Consider the following 17857-nt stretch of genomic DNA (forward strand, 5'->3'; position numbering starts at 1 on the left):
GCCCGCCAAGGAGCCGCCTTTCCGCAACACGATATAATCGAGAGGATTACATGCCGGCGCCGCCGAGAACAGTGACTGCACGGCGGTTCTGCGACCAGCAGGAAATATCGTCGCAGACGGCGACGGGACGTTCCTTGCCGTAGGAGATCGTCTTCATGCGCTGAGCCGGAACGCCCCGCGACGAAAGATAATCCTTGGTTGCGGCAGCGCGGCGGGCACCGAGAGCGAGATTGTATTCGCGCGTGCCGCGCTCGTCGGCATGGCCTTCGACGGTGATCGCATAGTTCGGGTAGCGAGCCAGCCACTGTGCCTGGCGGTCCAGTGTCTGGGCAGCGTCGGCGCGGATCGAGGTCGAGTCAGTATCGAAGAAGATGCGGTCGCCGACGTTGACGGTGAAGTCCTGAGCCGAACCCGGCGTTGCGGCACCTGCACCGAGGCCGAGCTCGCCAGCGCTGTTGGGCGTCTTCTTGTTGGCGCAGCCAGCAAGCGCCAGACCGGCAACGAGTGCGATCATGACAGGGTTGCGGGCGAGGTTCTGCATGCGGCTCATTGCCGGGGTGTGAATTCGGCTCATGGCCGGATCTCCTTGCGATTTATCAGGGTTGCCGGACTGTAACCGTACTCGGTTAATCGGCGCTCAAGAAGTATGGTTAATAATGTGTTGATTGTCCCTGCATCGGCCAATTCCAGCACTTTGCGGCGACAAGAAGGCGAAATCCGGCTCGTCCACTACTCAAGCAGCGGCGACCAGGCGGGGTCGGATGCGTAGGTCGGCGTCTTGATGACCTGCTCGTTGTAACCCGTCAGATCGATCGAATAGAGCTGCGGGCCGCCGGCACCGGCCGGCTGACGGAAGAACATCAGCACACGCCCATTCGGCGCCCAGGTCGGGCCTTCGTTGTGGAAGCCGGTCGTCAGGATGCGCTCGCCCGAACCGTCCGGCTTCATCACGCCGATCGAGAATTTGCCGCCCGATTGCTTGGTGAAGGCGATCAGATCGCCGCGTGGCGACCAGACCGGCGTCGAATAGTTGCCGTCGCCGAATGAGATACGGGTCTGGCCGGAGCCGTCGGCATTCATCACGTAAATCTGCTGCTTGCCGCCGCGATCGCTTTCGAAAACGATCCGGCCGCCATCGGGCGAATATGATGGCGAGGTATCGATCGCTGCCGTCGAGGTCAGGCGCGTCGTCGTGCGCGACCGCAGGTCCATCGTGTAGATATTGGCGTTGCCCTCCTGTTGAAGGCTCATCACCACTTTTTGGCCATCAGGCGAGAAGCGCGGCGAAAAGGTCATGCCCGGGAAGTTGCCGACAACTTCACGCTGTCCGGTCTCGAGCTGCAGCAGGTAGACGCGCGGCTGCTGGTTGGCGAAGGACATGTAGGTCACTTCCTGCCGGTTCGGCGAGAAGCGCGGGGTCAAAACGAGGTCGCTGCCATCCGTCAGCGTGCGCACGTTGAAGCCGTCCTGGTCCATGATCGCGAGCTGACGTTTGCGCTGCTGCTTCGTGCCGGATTCGGAGACAAAGACGACGCGGGTATCGAAGTAGCCCTCCTCGCCGGTGATCTGTTTATAGATCGCGTCGGCAATGATATGGGCCACGCGGCGCCAGTTTTCCGGCTGCGTGTAGAATTGCTGGCCGGTCATCTGCTGACCGGCGAAGGTATCCCAGAGACGAAATTCGGCGCGAAGACGGCCATCGCCTTCCTGCGTGACGCGGCCGGTGACGAGCGCCTGGGCGTTGATGACCTTCCAGTCCTCGAAACGCGGAGCGGCATCGGGGTTGGAAATCTTCTCGATGAAGGCGTTCTTGTTGACCGGCGCAAAGAGCCCGGAGCGCTGCAGATCGGCTGCGATCACCTGAGAAACCTGCGCGCCCATGTCGCCCTGCAGGAAGTCGGTAATGGCGATCGGCAGCGGCTCGACGTTACCCTTGTTGATGTTGATCTCGACAAGCGCCTGCGCAGGCGTCGCGATAGCCGCCGTCACAGCCATGCCGAGAGCCACCATGAAGGCGCGGATGAGGGAACACTTGGTCATGAGGAGCAAGCCTTTCAGCATTTAAAGGGCCATCTGACTGGGGTCGAAGTTCACGATGACTTCGCTCCACGCGTCATATTTGTCTTTCGGAAGGTTGGTGAACGGCGCAGACCGTTTGACGGCACGGTAGGCACCGCCGGCAAGCGCACGGCGTGTGGATTCGTTGCCGCCGGTCGCTTCGACCTCCGGATCTCCGATGATCTCGCCGTTCTCGTCCAGCTTCATGTGGACGGTGATGCGGACCTGGTCCATGTCCGCAAGGCCGGGAATGATCTGCCAGTTGCCGGCAATCGCGTTGCGCAGGGCATCCATCTCGCTCATGCTGAGCTTGGCGCCGGTGTTGTTCGACTTCTTGGCGCCCAAAGAAGCGACTTCGGTCGAGCGCTTGGCGCCGCCATTGGAAGGCTCCTGCTTGTTCAGCAGTGCGGCGATGTCGTCGGCGTTGAAATCGCTCTGCTTCGAGGACGAGGCCTTCGCCTTTTCCTGGGCCTTGTCGGCCTTCTTCTTGTCCGGCTGCTTGTCAGCCGTCTTCTTTTCGTCCTGCGCTTTTTCCGGCGGCTTTTCAGCGGGTTTCTGCTCGGGCGGCTTCACCTGCGGCTTGGCGACCGGCGTGGGAACGTTGTCGGGCAGCGCTTCGGCTTCCGGCTTCGGCGGCTCAGCCTGTTCGGCAGGCATTTCTTCCGGCTTCGGCGGGGTCGGCACAATTTCCGGCTTGGTTTCTGGAATCGATGCGACTTCCTTCGGCTCATCGACCACCGTGTCCTCTTTCATGATCTCCTTCACCTCGTTGGGAACGGGATCATTCTGGGGAAGCGGCTTTTCGGTGGCTTTCGGCGCGGCAGTGCTTTCGTTGTTGCTGGGCTTGGCGTTGGGGACCGGCGGGGTCTTCAGATCGACCTTGTTGTCGCCGAGGTTCTCGGCGTCTGCAACATCAGCGGGTTTTGACGTCGGCTTCGGCGCCGGCTTGTCGTTGGGCTTTGCCGTCTTGTCACCCTGCTGCATCTGGGTGATGGATTCGACCGGCACGAGATCGACCGGCATCGCTTCGAAATCATCGACCTTGAACGATTCGGGCGAACCAATGGTCACCAGAGCCGCGGCGAGCACCAGGCCGTGCAGAACAGCAGATGTGACGACACTGGTCTTCATCTTGCTTTCTACTGGTCCTTCTTCTGCTGAGTGACGAGACCGATATTCTTGAAGCCCGCGCCCTGGATGCGCGCCATGACGTCGGCGATCACGCCGTAAGGCGCCGTCGCATCACCACGCACGAAGATGCGTTCATTGTAGCCGGTGGTCGCGATCGCTTCGAGCTTGGCGGCGATTTCCTCGGCCGGGATCGGCGTTTCCTGCAGGAACACCGCACCGTCATTCTTGACGGAAATGGTGATCGGCTGCGTTTCGGAATTGAGCGCCTTGGCCTGCGTTTCCGGCAGGTCGATCGGCACGCCGACGGTCATCATCGGTGCCGCCACCATGAAGATGATGAGCAGCACGAGCATGACGTCGACGAGCGGCGTCACGTTGATTTCGGAAATAACACCCTTGTTCCGGCCACCACGACGGCGGCGTCCTCCGCCTCCGCCGTTATTGCCTCCAACAGCCATACCCATAATCGTGTACTCCGTTGGTTACTGCGCGGCCTGACGCGGCTGCAGCTTCTCGTCGATCTGGCGCGAAAGTATGGCGGAAAACTCGTCCGCAAAGCCTTCCATGCGGCCAGACAGCTTGCCGGCATCCGCGGAGAACTTGTTGTAGGCAATAACCGCCGGGATAGCGGCAACGAGGCCGATCGCAGTGGCCAGAAGGGCCTCGGCGATACCCGGGGCAACGACTGCGAGATTGGTCGACTTCGAACCGGCGATTGCCTGGAACGAAGTCATGATGCCGACGACCGTACCGAAGAGACCGATGAACGGACCGGCCGAACCGATCGTTGCGAGCGAGCCGAGGCGGGCGGAAAGATATTCGGTTTCACGCGCGAGCGTCACATCCATTGCCCGGTCGATACGCATCTGCAGGCCGATCGGCGAGCGTGCGCCGCGTTCGAAGGACTTCTTCCACTCGCGCATGGCTGCCACGAAGATAGAAGCAAGCCCGGTATTGTTGCGTTCCGAAAGGGTCCTGTAGAGCTCTTCCAGCGACTGACCCGACCAGAAAACCTGTTCGAACTTGTCGAACTGGCGCCGGGCGCGCCCATAGGCCAGATACTTGTCGATGACGATCGCCCAGGTCCAGACGGAGGCTGCGATCAGCCCGAGCATGACCAGCTTGACGACGATGCCTGCCTGCATGAACAGCGACCAGAGGCTGACGTCGGCCGTTGCTGCTGCCAATCCTACTTGTTCCATTTATCAAAATCCCCGAATCCAAACGCCCGGTGCTTGACCGGGCGGCACAGAAAGTGATCTCGCAAGAATTGCCTGGCGACCGCCGCCCAAAGCCCTGGTCAAGCTTGAAGCTCTTCTTCCGCCTTCCTTGCCGTCAAATTTGGTCAAAGGAAGGCGTGCACCGCACAATCTCCGACTTTCAGAGTAAGACACTATTATGGTTAAGAGATCGTTAGTGCCAGAGTATGACGGCAAAGCTTTACCAGCAGAATTTTCTTTCCGGCTTGGCACGAAGAGAGCGAAGTCCGACCATGGAATGCCCCGCAATCCTTGCAGCGCAAATTCCTTCCCATAAAAGTCATGTTTTTGCAAGCCTTGCGTTGTGTCTGCATGTCGGGGATGTGCCTCAGGCCCCCTCAGTCTCGATTTGCATCTGCTTGGCCAGTGCCTCGGGCAAGCGCCGTGGTCTTCCCCTGGCGTTGATGACGGCGATGATGACCTTGGCGGCGATGAGCGGTGTTTCGCCGCGGCGGATCTCCTGATGCAGCACCATCTTCGCGCCGCCTGCCTTTTCGGTGCGCGTTACGATCGTGAGAACATCGTCCATGCGGGCCGGATTCCTGAAGTCTATCTCCATGCGGTGAACGACGAAAACGAGCCCTTCCTCGTCGGCACTGATCAGCTCGCGCTGCTCAACGCCCAGGCAGCGGAGATAGTCGGTGCGGCCGCGCTCGAGAAAATGCAGATAGCGCGCGTGATAGACGAGACCGGAAAAATCGGTGTCTTCGTAATAGACGCGCTGGATCAGTTCGTGACCCGTCTGCGTCAGCGCACCAGAAATCGAAAAGCCGTTATCCGCCATAATTTTCTCCAAACTCGCATGCCTGTTGGCGAGGCGCAGCAATGCCCTAGCTTTGAACAATCGTCACAGTTCTTAAGTATCCCGATAGTGGATGAACATGCAGGAGGCAATGCGATGAAGATTGCGGTGATGGGCGGAGATGGGTTTATTGGCTGGCCGACATCGCTGCATCTTTCAGACGCGGGCCACGACGTCCACATTCTCGACAATCTCTCGCGGCGCTGGATCGACACCGAACTCGGCGTGCAATCTCTGACGCCGATGGATTCCATTCAGGAGCGAACCCGCATCTGGCATGCCGAAACCGGGCGGCGCATCCATTTCAATCTGATCGACCTTGCCAAGGACTACGAGCTTCTCAAGAAGTGGCTTGCCGAAAACCGGCCGGACGCCATCATCCATTTTGCAGAGCAGCGTGCGGCACCTTATTCGATGAAGAGCGACCGGCACAAGAACTACACCGTCAACAACAATGTCAGCGCCACGCATAACCTTTTGAACGCGCTCGTCGAACTACAGCTCGACGCCCATCTGGTCCACCTCGGCACGATGGGCGTCTACGGCTATTCGACCGTCGGCGCCGCGATCCCCGAGGGCTACCTGACCGTCGGCGTCGAAACGGCCGATGGCGACATGGCGAAACAGGAAATCCTCTATCCGTCCAATCCCGGCTCGATCTACCATATGACCAAGTGCCTGGATCAACTCCTTCTGCAGTTCTACGCGAAGAACGATGCGCTGCGCATCACCGACCTGCACCAGGGCATCGTCTGGGGCACACATACGCAGCAGACGTGCCGCCATCCCCAACTGATCAACCGTTTCGACTATGACGGCGATTACGGCACCGTGCTGAACCGCTTTCTCATCCAGGCGGCGATCGGCTACCCGCTGACCGTGCACGGCACGGGCGGCCAGACGCGCGCCTTCATTCACATTCAGGATTCGGTCCGCTGCATCGAGCTTGCGCTGAAGAATCCACCTGCGCGCGGCTCCCGTGTCGAGATTTTCAACCAGATGACCGAGACGCATCGGGTGCGAGATCTCGCCGAGATGATCGCCAGGATGAGCGGCGCGAAGATCGCCTGGCTTCCCAATCCGCGCAAGGAAGCGCCGGAAAACGACCTGATCGTGAAGAACGAGAAATTCCGCGACCTGGGGCTCAATCCGATCACGCTCGAGGCGGGCTTGCTCGGCGAGATCGTCGACGTCGCCAGGAAATTCGCTTACCGCGTCGACCGCTCCCGCGTTCCCGCCGTCTCCGCGTGGACGAAGGACATCGCCGCCACGATCGACCGCGACCCGGAAGGCAAGCGGCTGAAATCAGTGTCGTGAGCATGGACATGACAGAGACTGGAGCGGCCTCATCGGCAGAGCCTCCTCAACGCTACGCCTACATCACCCTCGTCACGAATGCCGACTATGCCAAGGGTGCGACCGCGCTTGTGCGCTCCCTCCGGCTCACGAAAACGGCGGCCAGTATCGTCGTGCTGCACACCGGCGGCGTGGATAACAGCGCCCTCGCCCCGCTTGCCGATCTTGGCTGCCGGCTGATCGCAGTCGCGCACCTGCCGCTTTCGGGCGCCTTCAACGACCGCCATGCCCGCGGCATGCTTCATTCCGCCGCCCCGTTTACCAAGGGCCGCAAGCCCAGTTTTCATTCGCCTCTCGACAATTTCTGCAAGCTGCGCCTGTGGCAGCTGAGCGAATACGATCGCACCGTCTTCATCGACGCCGATGCTATCGTCTTGAAGAATATCGACAAGCTCTTCGGCTACCCCGAATTTTCCGCAGCACCGAATGTCTATGAAACGCTTGCCGACTTCCGCCGCTTGAATTCCGGCGTCTTCGTCGCAAAGCCTTGCGAAGAAACCTTTGGCCGGATGCTCGCTATGCTCGACCAGCCGGATGCCTTCTGGCGACGGACCGACCAGACCTTCCTCGAAGCCTTCTTCCCGGATTGGCACGGCCTGCCCGTCTATTTCAACATGCTTCAATATGTATGGTTCACCATGCCCGCGCTATGGGACTGGAAGAGCATTTCGGTCCTGCATTACCAATATGAAAAGCCATGGGAGAAGGATCATCCGAAGGCGGCCAGGCTCAAGCCGCTGATCGATCTCTGGCACTTCGTCCATGCCGGCAATGGCCTGCCGGACATTGCGTCCATGATGAACCCGGAGGCGAAATGAAGGTACTGGTATCCGGCGGGACAGGCCTGGCGGGACGCTATATCGTCGAGGAGCTGCTTTGCGCCGGATATTCGGTCATCATCGGCGGACGCCGCGCGCCATTGCCGCGCCTCTTTTCCCGTCCCGTCGAATTCGCGCCGCTTTCGCTCGATCCCGACGAGGATCATATCGAGGCCTTCGACGATGCCTATTTCTTTGTGCATGCGGCGCTCAGCCATCTACCCGGCAAGTATCGGGGCGGCGAAGGCGATGATCCGGGCGGTTTCCGTCGCCTGAACCTTGACGGCACGGTGAAGCTCTTCGACACCGCCAAGCGCGCCGGGACCCGCCGCTGCATCTTCATCTCCAGCCGCGCCGTCTACCAGGATGCGGCGCCCGGCACGGTGCTCACTGAAGCCATGGTGCCGGAGCCGGATACGCTTTACGGAGAGGTGAAGCTCGCCGGCGAGCGAGCGCTGGCCCACCTGGCCGGAGCCGGCTTTGCAGCGGCCAGCTTGCGAGCCACGGGCGTCTACGGCGGCCTGCTCCCGAACAAATGGACGGATCTTGTCAGGGATTACCTGAGCGGCAGGCCGGCGCCCGTTCGAGCCGCAACGGAAGTTCACGGCAGCGACCTCGGCCGCGCCGTGCGGCTGATGCTGGAGACGGAAAGCGCCCGCATCTCCGGCGAGGTTTTCAATGTTTCCGATCTTCTGGCCGATACCCGCGATATCTTGTCGCTCGTGCAACAGGAAACCGGCTGTCCCAATCCTCTACCTGCCTCGGCAGACAAGGCTGCCATCAATCGGATGAGCACCGAAAAGTTGCGCTCGCTCGGCTGGCTGCCGGGCGGCAAGGCGCTGTTCGAACAGACAGTCCGGCAACTGGCAGGTCCATTGCAGCATTTGCTACGGTAAACTCCAGGCCGCGCCGCTTTGATGGGATTGCAAAGGCCCGCCAGCCGTTTATGGTTCGCATTATGCAGCAGACGATATACAAGGAACTGAAAGCCCAGATGCGCGCCGAACGGCTTGCGCTGCGCGACGCAATCCCGCCGGAGACGCGCATCGAGAAAAGCCTGGCGATGGCGGAGCACGCTGGCGAGGCCGTGGCTTTCGATCCCGGCACGATCATTTCGGGCTTCATGCCCATCCGCTCGGAGGCAGACATCCGGCCGTTGATGGCGCGCTTTGAGGCACGCGGCGCTCGCCTCTGCGTTCCCGCCATCCTCGACAGGCAGACGATCGTCTTCCGCGAGCTCCTGCGCAGCGCGCCGCTCGTTGACACAGGCTTCGGCACTGCCGGACCGGGAAAGGAGGCGACCGTTCTCGATCCGGAAATCATGCTCGTGCCGCTTTCGGTCTTTGACGATCGCGGCCATCGCATCGGCTATGGCGCCGGCCACTACGACCGCGCGATCGGCCGTTTGCGGCAAAAAGGCATGCATCCGAAGCTGATCGGCATTGCATTCGACTGCCAGGAAGTGGCACATGTGCCCGACGAGCCGCATGACATAAGCCTGGATGCCATCCTGACAGAAAGCGGCCTTCGCTTTTTTGCTTCTTGGATCGGATAAGGAATGCGGCTGCTTTTTCTGGGTGACATGGTCGGCAAGACGGGGCGCACGACCGTATGGGACCGCCTGCCAGGGCTGGTTTCAGACCTGAAACTCGATTTCGTGATCGTCAACGGCGAAAACGCTGCCGGCGGTTTCGGCATCACCGAGGATATCTTCCTGGAGACGATCAATGCCGGCGCCGACGTCGTCACAACCGGAAACCACGTCTGGGACCAGAAGGACGCGGTGGCCTTTGCCGGTCGCCACGACCAGTTCCTGCGCCCGGCGAATTATCCGCAGGGAACGCCCGGTCGCGGCTCAGGGCTCTTTTATGCCCGAAGCGGAGCACGCGTGCTCGTGGCAAACATCATGGGCCGCGTCTTCATGCATCCCGAGCTCGACGATCCCTTCAAATCCGCCGAAGCGATCCTCGATGCCTGCCCTCTGAAGGAACAGGCCGATGCAATCATCTTCGATTTCCATGCCGAGGCCACCAGCGAGAAGCAGTGCTTTGGCCATTTCGTCGATGGACGCGCCAGCTTCGTGGTCGGCACGCATACCCATGTGCCGACCGCCGACCACCAGATCCTGAACGGCGGCACGGCCTATATGTCGGATGCCGGCATGTGCGGCGACTACGACTCCTCGCTCGGCATGGACAAGGAAGAGCCGCTAAACCGCTTCATTTCCAAGATGCCGAAGGGACGTATGGAAGCTGCCACTGGCCCAGCCACGATCTGCGGTGTCGGCGTGGAGATTTCCGACTCCACGGGACTTGCTGAAAAGATTGCGCCGCTGCGGATCGGTCCGCGGCTTTCCGAAACCATCCCGGAGTTCTGGCGCTGAAAACACCCGCCGGCAACACGCAATTGTGAGCGGCCCAGCCTGATTTCGGCTGGACCGATGCATCCCCTTATCGCATCCTCGCCGCACCGTGAAAGCGCCGGAGGGGTGGCATGAAGCCGCAATTGCTTATCCTCGCTATCGCATGCCTTGTGCCTCCGGCCCTGCCCCGCGCAGCCGCCGCACAAGAGGAACGGAAACCGGTCAGCCAATGCCAGGCGATCGCACAGGCAATCCCCAGGGCCAGTTTCGCAAGCTTTTCCGGTGAGACGCCGATCGTACCCGCGGTTTCGGAAGGCGATGATGTCAAGCTGACCTTCCTCGGACATTCCACTTTCGAAATCGAAACGCCGGGCGGCATCGTCATCGCAACGGATTTCAACGGCTGGTACCGGCCGGTCGTAACACCCGACGTGGTGACGATGAACCGGGCGCACTCCACGCACTACACGCTGAGCCCGGATCCGGCGATCAAGCACGTGCTGCACGGCTGGAGCGATGTGCCCGGAGAAAAGGCCGACATCGACCTGGTGGTCGGAGACGCCTATGTGCGCAACGTCACGACCGATATCCGCGGCGGCTACGGTGGTGCGCAGCAGGATGGAAATTCGATCTTCATCTTCGAGAGCGCCGGGCTGTGCATCGGCCATCTCGGCCATCTGCACTATGAGCTGACCGATGCCCACTACACCGAGATCGGCCGCCTGGACATCGTCATGGTTCCGGTCGATGGCGGCCTGACCATGGGCGCCGACAGCATGAGCCGCATCATCAAGCGGCTGCGCTCGTCGCTGATACTGCCGATGCACCGCCGCGGTCCTCCGGTCGAGCGCTTCGTGTCGATGTTCGGCAAGGATTTCGATATCAGCTACGCGCCGGACGACACGATCACAGTTTCCATGCGCTCGCTGCCCAAGAAGCCGCTCATTTATGTGATGAAGGGCGCCCAATAGAGAAGACCCAAAAGCCTGAGAGCTTTGGGCTCTTCCAGCATCATGCAAATTGCAGATGGCGTTTGATGCCCACCTCCGGCAACTTGTCGTCACTGAGATTGGCCTTGGCGATCTCCCAGCCGAACTTGAGCTTGCTGCCGGTAGAAACCCAGATCTCGGCGTCGTCCACATGCATGACGAGCATCGTCAGGTTCGGATCTTTCTTGCCCTCCTCGTACCAGGCGGCAACGACCGAATTCCAATATTGCTCGATCCTCGAAGGATCCGGCCGGACCTCGATCTTGCCTGCCAGGGACGCGTGATAGTCGTGATCCTTGCCAATGACGCAGAAGCGCGCACGCGTTCCCGGTTTGACGGCGCGGACGATGTCGGCATCGGATTTGGTATAGAACCAGATGGTATTGGTCTTCGGATCGGCATGCGGAGCCATCGGCTGCATGTGCATGTCGGCGCCGTCGATGCCGAGCATTCCCGCAGAAACGTCGTTCACCTGATCCCAAAGCTGCCGTGCCGGATGATCGCGCGCCTCACTAAAGCTTGCCATGGCCTTCCCCTTCCGTTCGGACATTTCAAGCCTTCAAACGTCACGTCTGCCGCTTTGTTCCGCAGCTTTTGCCCATCCTCGGGACACACAGACAAGCTGCTTTTCCCTTGAATGCCGCCGGCTTCGCTCTTATAAGGCCGTCCATTCCGAACAATGAGACGTGAACAGGGGTGCCATGGCTGGCCATTCACAGTTTAAAAACATCATGCATCGCAAAGGCCGTCAGGATGCCGTGCGATCGAAAATGTTCTCCAAGCTTGCGCGCGAAATCACCGTTGCCGCCAAGGCCGGCCTGCCCGACCCGACGATGAACGCCCGCCTGCGCCTGGCAATCCAGAACGCCAAGGCACAGTCCATGCCGAGGGACAATATCGACCGCGCCATCAAGAAGGCTTCAGGCGCCGATAGCGAGAACTACGACGAGGTCCGCTACGAGGGTTACGGTCCGGGCGGCACGGCGATCATCGTCGAAGCACTGACCGACAACCGCAACCGCACCGCATCCAACGTCCGCTCGATCTTCACGAAGGCCGGCGGTGCGCTCGGCGAAACCGGCTCGGTTTCCTTCTCCTTCGACCACGTCGGCGAGATCACCTACAAGCCATCCGCCGGCGATGCCGACACGGTCATGGAAGCCGCGATCGAAGCCGGCGCCGATGACGTCGAGACCGACGAGGAAGGCCACACCATCACCTGCGCCTTCGAATCCCTTGGCGAAGTCGCCAAGGCGCTGGAGGCCGCGCTTGGCGAAGCTGAAACCGTCAAGGCCGTCTGGCGCTCCCAAAACAACGTGCCGGTGGACGAGGAAAGGGCCCAGTCGCTGATGAAGCTCATCGACAGCCTGGAAGACGATGACGACGTCCAGAACGTCTATTCGAATTTCGAAGTTTCCGAAGAAGTGCTTGCCAAGCTTTCGGCCTGAGCATTCGAACGACGAACAAAAGACCCGGCTGCGGAAACGCTGCCGGGTCTTTTGTCTTCAGGAGCGATGTTGGCGCAGAGCCATACCAGGCAGCCACCCGCCGCCTGATGGGCTCCCTCACTCCAGTGCTTGCCAGGCCCAGCGCGGTCAGGTCCTTGGGCGCCGAAGACCCATTCACAGGAACGAGGAAAGAAGCCGGGGAGGGTTTGGCAGGTCTGGGACCTTAAGCCGCAACACGCATGAAATTCCCCAGTCCCGCAAACAGCTCGACCGACTTCAGCCGCGCCTCGATGTCGTGGATCGGCATCGAGATGATGAGTTCGTCCGCCCCGGTCTCCTTCAGGAACTCGGTGACCTTCGCCTCTGACGTCTTCGGCGAACCCACGACCGCATAGCGCAGCGTATGCTCGACATTCAGTTTCTCCATCTGCGACCAGAAACCCTCCATGTCCTCGACCGGCCGCGGGAACGGGCCGCGGACGTTGCGGCGCAGGTTGACGAACTGCTGCTGGGCGGAGGTAAAGTGATATTGCGCCTCCTCGTCGGTCGGCGCGACGGAACCCATGACGCCGGCCATGACGTAAGGCTTTTCGAGCGAGGCCGAGGGTTGGAATTTGCTGCGGTAGATATCGATCGCGTCGAGCAGCGAATCCGGAGCGAAATGCGAGGCGAAGGCGTATGGCAGGCCGAGCATTGCTGCAAGCTGCGCGCTATAAAGACTGGAGCCGAGAAGCCAGATCGGCACATGGGAATTGTGGCCGGGAACGGCAAGGATCGCCTGGTTCTCGACCGGCGCACCTAATAGCTGCTGCAGCTCGACGATATCGCTCGCAAAGTTGTGGGCGCCTGCCTCCAGATTGCGGCGGAGCGCCTGTGCCGTGCGCATATCCGTACCCGGCGCGCGGCCAAGTCCGAGGTCGACACGGCCTGGAAAAAGCGCGGCCAATGTTCCGAACTGCTCGGCGATCACCAGCGGTGAGTGATTGGGCAGCATGATACCGCCCGAGCCGATGCGGATCCGTTTCGTTGCGGCACCGACATGGCCGATGACCACCGCAGTCGCGGCACTTGCAACCCCCGGCATGCCGTGATGCTCCGCCAGCCAAAAACGCTTGTAGCCGCACTCCTCCGCCTTCTGCGCCATGCGCGCCGAGCCTTCGAAGGATTGTTTTATCGTCGTGCCTTCGGCAACGGGCGAAAGATCGAGAATGGAAAAGGGAACCATGGGTAAAACCTGCCGGTGATTGGAAGGACAGGTCTATGTAGGTTCACGAATGGCTCATTCCAAATGCTGCAGACGAAGAAACGGGCCGGTGTCCCGACCCTTCATCTCTTGGCTTCGTTTGTTCCGTTTATCGGCGTTGCCGAAGAACATGAACCTCGGCGCCGCTGTAATGATAATGTTCGTGAGGCAGCGTGAAATTGCCGAGTTGACGATCCATCTCCACAGCCTCGGCCGCAAGTCGATGGATCGCGGCTGTCGTTTCCTCCACCATGGCGGCATTCTGCTGGGTCATCGAATCGAGCTCGGAAACCGCCGTGTTGATCTGGCGGAGCGTATCGGCCTCTTCGCGGGTCGATTCCATGATCTCGTTGATTTGGTCGTTGATCGCTTCCACATGGCCGCCGATGCCCGTCAGGGCCACCCCTGCCCGCTCGACTAGCGACACGCCGGTCTCGACTTCGTGGGTCGACTTCTGAAGCAGGCTCGCGATCTCCTTGGCTGCGCTCGAGGAGCGCTGCGCCAGCTCGCGCACTTCCATTGCCACAACCGCAAACCCCTTGCCGGATTCCCCGGCCCGGGCGGCTTCCACGCCGGCATTAAGCGCCAAAAGGTTGGTCTGGAAGGCGATGTCGTCGATGACGGAGATGATCGTATTGATCTGCCGCGAGGAGGATTGGATTGCTTCCATCGCTGCGATTGTCTCGCGCATGACCTGGCTGGAGCCAGTGGTCTCCTTCTTCGCGTCGCGGGCGATGCGCTCCGCCTGTTCGGCGCGTTGGATCTGGAGGCGAACGGACCGGGTGATCGCGTCGATCGCATTGGCCGTTTCGGTGATCGAGGCAGCCTGGCGCTCGGTGCGTCCGGCAAGGTCGTCGGCTCCCGTGCGCATCTCTTCCGAGCCCGACCGGACAGCCATAGAGTTGCCGCCGATCGCCGTCATCGTTTCGCTGAGCGTGGCGAGGGCCTCGTTGAAGTTGACGCGCAGGCTTTCAAGTTCGTCGGGGAAGCGCGTTTCGATCTGATAGGCGAGATCGCCCTTCGCCAGATGGTGCAGCCCCTCGTCCAGCGCCTGGACGACGTCCTGCAAACTTCTCGCTTCGGCTTCGCGAAGAGCAAGATTTTCCTGACGGTCGCGCTCGGCGCGGGCACGGGTTTCGGCGCTTGCCGCTTCCAGCTCGCGGCTTTCGATCAGTGATTGCCTGAAGCGGGCGAGCGCCTTGGCCATCGTGCCGATTTCGTCCCTTCGGGTCTGGCTGCCGATCTCGACATCCAGCTTGCCCTCGGCCACATCACGGGTAATTCCAGCCAGGCGGGAGAGCGGCGAAAAGAGCAGCTTGGTGATCAGGCCGGTGGCGATCGCCATGACGACAAGCGCTGCAAGGCCGATCATGGTCAAAAGCGTCGCGATCTCGATCGAACCCGCATTGAGCTCGCTGACGAGTACGCTTTCGACGACAAGGAACCGCTCGCCCTGGTAGGTGATAGAGCGGACATAGGCCCGAGCGGTGCCGTCGGGGCGCGCAAAGTCGTCGACCGTCATGCCGTTGCTGCTTGAAAGCGCATCCTTCATGAACGTGAACGGCGCCGCCTCGAGCGTCGCAAGCCGGCCTTCGGCATTGAGCCCCACGGCCGAACCGTCACTGGAAATGATGGCTGCCTGAGCCGTACTGCCCGAAACGATCCCCTTTGCCAGGATGCTGGTGATGATATCGTCGCGCACCTTGAAGAGGATGATGCCCTTCGGCTGACCGAGCTTGATGATCGGCACTGCGTAGAAGATCGCCGACTTGCCGTTGGAGGCATCGACGCGCAGGCCCGAAAATGCGGTCGGCGCGGAATCGTCCGTTGCCTTGGCCGTATTTTCGACGGCCTTTGCAAACGCAATGCCCGCACCTGTCGTCTTCCATGCATCGGCCTTCAGGTTTTCGGCAAAATCATCGTCCTTCTTGTAGGAATAGAGAACCGAGCCATCGAGATCGGCAATCAGCAGGTCGCTGAAGGCGGTTTTTTCCAGGTCGCGTTGAACTTCGCCCTGCGTCTTTTCGTGGTTGGAGTAGTAAAAGCCGCTCGGTCCTTCCGGCTTCATCAGCTTTTCACGCTGATCGGCCGGGTTCGGATTGTTGGTGATGAACACCTTCTTGAGTTCGCCGCGCGCGTCGCCCGACGATTTTTCGATCGTCTTCCAGCCGCTCTTCAGGCTGGTGATCGACATCTGCAGCGCCTCGATGCGCGCAACGGAACTCGCCTGATTTTCGAGCTGTCCGAGTTGATCCTGCAGCATGTCGCCGCGGAAGATGAGAACGCTTTCCTTGGCCTTCAGCGCCTGCGCATCCGAAATGCGGCTGCTGGTGAAATAGCCGAGAACACTGATCGTGCTCACGGCCAGTGCCGTGAGCAGGATGAATGTCGCGATAACCTTGAAGGACAGGGACTGAAATCTCTGAACCATGACAATGAACCCTTCCGGAGCGGCTTGCCGGCAGCGCAAACCTGCCACCTTGACCGAAAACAGAACACGGGGAGCCTTAACCTTTTGCAAAAGGCAGCTCCTCTCACATTTGAAGGGGCAGCTTTCAGGCATTCGGTTTAATTCGTGGTAAACGGCGCCTTATAAAGGGGCGTAATGTTTTTGTTTTGTTCACATATCGGTGGCAGTTATTTTGCAACCGCAATAAGGTGAGACATGCAAAATACGATTCGCATCATCGGCATCGACCCGGGCCTTCGCCGCACCGGCTGGGGAATTATCGACACGCTCGGCAATTCGCTGCGCTTCGTCGCCTCCGGAACGGTGACCTCCGACGGCGAGATGGACCTCGCCTCCCGCCTTTGTCAGCTGCATGACGGGCTCGCTCAAATCGTCCATGACTTCAAGCCGGATGAGGCGGCGGTCGAGCAGACCTTCGTCAACAAGGATGCGGTCGCCACGCTGAAGCTCGGTCAGGCCCGCGGCATCGCGATGCTCGTGCCGGCACGCGCCGGGCTCCAGGTATCGGAGTATGCGCCCAATGCCGTCAAGAAAGCCGTCATCGGCGTCGGTCACGGCGAGAAGCAGCAAATCCACATGATGCTGAAAATCCTGATGCCGAAAGTCGAATTCAAGGGCAACGACGCCGCTGACGCGCTCGCCATCGCCATCTGCCACGCCCATAACCGCGGCAGCAGCCGAATGCGCCAGGCAGCATTGGCCGGCTGATATGTATTCTTGGTTTTTTCCCTTTTGCTATCTAGGTAATCCATGCGTGTCACCGAAAAGGGCCATGTGGCCATGCCGAAGGAGATTCGCGACCGGCTGGGGATAGGCCGCGGATCGGAAGTGGATTTCATCGCCTCTAAAGCGGGCGCCATACTCCTCAAGATCGAGACGGGTGGAGCTGATCCAGTTCGCACGTTCGATGATTGGGCGAGCCGCGCTCAAACAACGGTTGATCTCGGCGGAATGACGACGGATGATGATATCGAATGGTTGAGGGGCCAACGTGACGATCTCGACGCTCGTTGACACCGATATCTTTATCGACAATTGGGGGCCGGATACCGTCGAAAGGCAATGGTCCCTGAAGCAGTGCGTGATTGACGGTGACGTGGTAACGAAGGCAGTGATCTGGTCGAAACTCGCCGCCTCGGCTCATGCCGATTGGCGCCGGCATCGGCTGCTGAAGCGCGACGCTGCCCGCTACCGTTCCTATTATCCATTCCTCGACCTCATCACTCCCGAAACTCATCGCTCACGGACCTCTTCATGATCGGCAAGCTCAAAGGCACCATCGACGAAATCGGCGACGACCACGTGCTCGTCGACGTGCACGGCGTCTGCTACACCGCCCATTGCTCTGGCCGTACGCTGTCGAGACTCGGTTCGCCGGGAGAGGCTTGCGTGCTCTTCATCGAGACCTATGTGCGCGAAGACCAGCTGAAGCTCTTCGGCTTCATGAGCGCGCTGGAACGCGAATGGTTCAACCTGCTGCAAAGCGTCCAGGGTGTCGGCGCGAAGGTCGCACTCGCGGTGCTCTCCATCCTGACGCCAAGCGAATTGGCAAATGCGATCGCCCTGCAGGATAAAACGGCCATCTCCCGCGCCCAGGGGGTCGGCCCTAAAGTTGCGGTTCGTATCGTCACCGAATTGAAGAACAAGGCGCCCGCCTTTGCCGGCGAGGCGATCCATATCGGCCTCAAGCAGGAACTCGGTGAAGGTGTTGCTTCGGCCCCGGTCGCCGATGCCGTCTCGGCGCTGACGAACCTCGGCTATTCACGTGATCAGGCCGCCAATGCCGTCGCTGCGGCCATGAAGACGGCAGGCGAAGGTGCTGACAGTGCCAAGCTGATCAGGTTGGGCCTCAAAGAGCTCGCGCGTTAAATCCGCCGTGATTTGATGCAAAAGCGGAATACGTCGTATATGGGTTGAATCC

General features: G+C 60.5%; 20 protein-coding genes. 11 read left to right on the forward strand and 9 right to left on the reverse strand.

What is annotated here, in order from left to right:
- Nucleotides 1-46: 46 nt before the first annotated feature.
- The 6 genes from pal to ybgC form a co-directional block, all read right to left on the reverse strand.
- Nucleotides 47-574, reverse strand: a complete 528-nt coding sequence (pal, locus tag AM571_RS16790; RefSeq protein WP_074062386.1) for a peptidoglycan-associated lipoprotein Pal — start codon at nt 572-574, stop codon at nt 47-49.
- A gap of 155 nt (nt 575-729) precedes the next feature.
- Entirely contained in the window at nt 730-2040 is a 1311-nt protein-coding gene (tolB, locus tag AM571_RS16795) for a Tol-Pal system beta propeller repeat protein TolB (protein WP_074063305.1), read from the reverse strand.
- 21 nt (nt 2041-2061) lie between these two features.
- The gene (locus AM571_RS16800) at nt 2062-3189 is read right to left on the reverse strand and encodes a hypothetical protein (RefSeq protein ID WP_074062387.1); all 1128 of its coding nucleotides are present in this window, start codon (nt 3187-3189) and stop codon (nt 2062-2064) included.
- A gap of 8 nt (nt 3190-3197) precedes the next feature.
- Entirely contained in the window at nt 3198-3653 is a 456-nt protein-coding gene (gene tolR / locus AM571_RS16805; RefSeq protein ID WP_022715756.1) for a protein TolR, read from the reverse strand.
- 18 nt (nt 3654-3671) lie between these two features.
- The gene (gene tolQ, locus AM571_RS16810; RefSeq protein WP_022715757.1) at nt 3672-4391 is read right to left on the reverse strand and encodes a protein TolQ; all 720 of its coding nucleotides are present in this window, start codon (nt 4389-4391) and stop codon (nt 3672-3674) included.
- 385 nt (nt 4392-4776) lie between these two features.
- Nucleotides 4777-5232, reverse strand: a complete 456-nt coding sequence (gene ybgC, locus AM571_RS16815; RefSeq protein ID WP_074062388.1) for a tol-pal system-associated acyl-CoA thioesterase — start codon at nt 5230-5232, stop codon at nt 4777-4779.
- A gap of 114 nt (nt 5233-5346) precedes the next feature.
- On the opposite strand from ybgC, the gene AM571_RS16820 reads away from it, so the two are divergent.
- The 6 genes from AM571_RS16820 to AM571_RS16845 all read left to right on the forward strand — a co-directional run bounded on the left by AM571_RS16820 (nt 5347) and on the right by AM571_RS16845 (nt 10757).
- Entirely contained in the window at nt 5347-6567 is a 1221-nt protein-coding gene (locus tag AM571_RS16820) for an NAD-dependent epimerase/dehydratase family protein (protein WP_074062389.1), read from the forward strand.
- Between the two features lie 8 nt (nt 6568-6575).
- Nucleotides 6576-7424 carry a glycosyltransferase gene (locus tag AM571_RS16825; protein WP_074063306.1) on the forward strand — a complete coding sequence of 283 codons (849 nt, stop codon included), beginning with the start codon at nt 6576-6578 and terminating at the stop codon, nt 7422-7424.
- Nucleotides 7421-8320, forward strand: coding sequence for an NAD-dependent epimerase/dehydratase family protein (locus AM571_RS16830; protein WP_074062390.1), 900 nt, complete (start codon nt 7421-7423; stop codon nt 8318-8320). The genes AM571_RS16825 and AM571_RS16830 overlap by 4 nt, the downstream gene beginning before the upstream one ends.
- Before the next feature lie 62 nt (nt 8321-8382).
- A complete protein-coding gene (locus AM571_RS16835) occupies nt 8383-8979 on the forward strand; it encodes a 5-formyltetrahydrofolate cyclo-ligase (RefSeq protein WP_074063307.1) in 597 nt (198 codons plus the stop codon).
- Between the two features lie 3 nt (nt 8980-8982).
- Nucleotides 8983-9807, forward strand: coding sequence for a TIGR00282 family metallophosphoesterase (locus AM571_RS16840; RefSeq protein WP_074062391.1), 825 nt, complete (start codon nt 8983-8985; stop codon nt 9805-9807).
- A 110-nt stretch (nt 9808-9917) separates the two neighbouring features.
- Entirely contained in the window at nt 9918-10757 is an 840-nt protein-coding gene (locus tag AM571_RS16845; RefSeq protein WP_074062392.1) for an MBL fold metallo-hydrolase, read from the forward strand.
- Nucleotides 10758-10797: 40 nt separating this feature from the next.
- Here the strand turns inward: AM571_RS16845 and AM571_RS16850 are convergent, their stop codons facing one another.
- A complete protein-coding gene (locus AM571_RS16850) occupies nt 10798-11301 on the reverse strand; it encodes a pyridoxamine 5'-phosphate oxidase family protein (protein WP_074063308.1) in 504 nt (167 codons plus the stop codon).
- 175 nt (nt 11302-11476) lie between these two features.
- On the opposite strand from AM571_RS16850, the gene AM571_RS16855 reads away from it, so the two are divergent.
- On the forward strand, nt 11477-12223 hold the full coding sequence (locus AM571_RS16855; protein WP_074062393.1) for a YebC/PmpR family DNA-binding transcriptional regulator: 747 nt from the start codon (nt 11477-11479) through the stop codon (nt 12221-12223).
- Nucleotides 12224-12446: 223 nt separating this feature from the next.
- On the opposite strand, the gene AM571_RS16860 is transcribed toward AM571_RS16855, so the two are convergent.
- The gene (locus AM571_RS16860; protein WP_074062394.1) at nt 12447-13448 is read right to left on the reverse strand and encodes an LLM class flavin-dependent oxidoreductase; all 1002 of its coding nucleotides are present in this window, start codon (nt 13446-13448) and stop codon (nt 12447-12449) included.
- 127 nt (nt 13449-13575) lie between these two features.
- Nucleotides 13576-15897 carry a methyl-accepting chemotaxis protein gene (locus tag AM571_RS16865; protein WP_074063309.1) on the reverse strand — a complete coding sequence of 774 codons (2322 nt, stop codon included), beginning with the start codon at nt 15895-15897 and terminating at the stop codon, nt 13576-13578.
- Nucleotides 15898-16131: 234 nt separating this feature from the next.
- Between AM571_RS16865 and ruvC the strand changes: the two genes are divergently transcribed.
- Genes ruvC through ruvA form a run of 4 tightly spaced genes read left to right on the forward strand, consistent with a single transcriptional unit; the run spans nt 16132 to nt 17805 of the window.
- Nucleotides 16132-16644 carry a crossover junction endodeoxyribonuclease RuvC gene (gene ruvC / locus AM571_RS16870; protein WP_074062395.1) on the forward strand — a complete coding sequence of 171 codons (513 nt, stop codon included), beginning with the start codon at nt 16132-16134 and terminating at the stop codon, nt 16642-16644.
- 42 nt (nt 16645-16686) lie between these two features.
- On the forward strand, nt 16687-16950 hold the full coding sequence (locus AM571_RS16875) for an AbrB/MazE/SpoVT family DNA-binding domain-containing protein (RefSeq protein WP_074062396.1): 264 nt from the start codon (nt 16687-16689) through the stop codon (nt 16948-16950).
- The gene (locus AM571_RS16880; RefSeq protein ID WP_074062397.1) at nt 16928-17194 is read left to right on the forward strand and encodes a hypothetical protein; all 267 of its coding nucleotides are present in this window, start codon (nt 16928-16930) and stop codon (nt 17192-17194) included. The genes AM571_RS16875 and AM571_RS16880 overlap by 23 nt, the downstream gene beginning before the upstream one ends.
- The gene (gene ruvA / locus AM571_RS16885) at nt 17191-17805 is read left to right on the forward strand and encodes a Holliday junction branch migration protein RuvA (RefSeq protein WP_074062398.1); all 615 of its coding nucleotides are present in this window, start codon (nt 17191-17193) and stop codon (nt 17803-17805) included. Before AM571_RS16880 ends, ruvA begins: the two co-directional genes overlap by 4 nt.
- The last annotated feature ends 52 nt before the right edge of the window (nt 17806-17857 follow it).

Source organism: Rhizobium etli 8C-3, from assembly GCF_001908375.1.
Classification (GTDB): Bacteria; Pseudomonadota; Alphaproteobacteria; order Rhizobiales; family Rhizobiaceae; genus Rhizobium; species Rhizobium etli_B.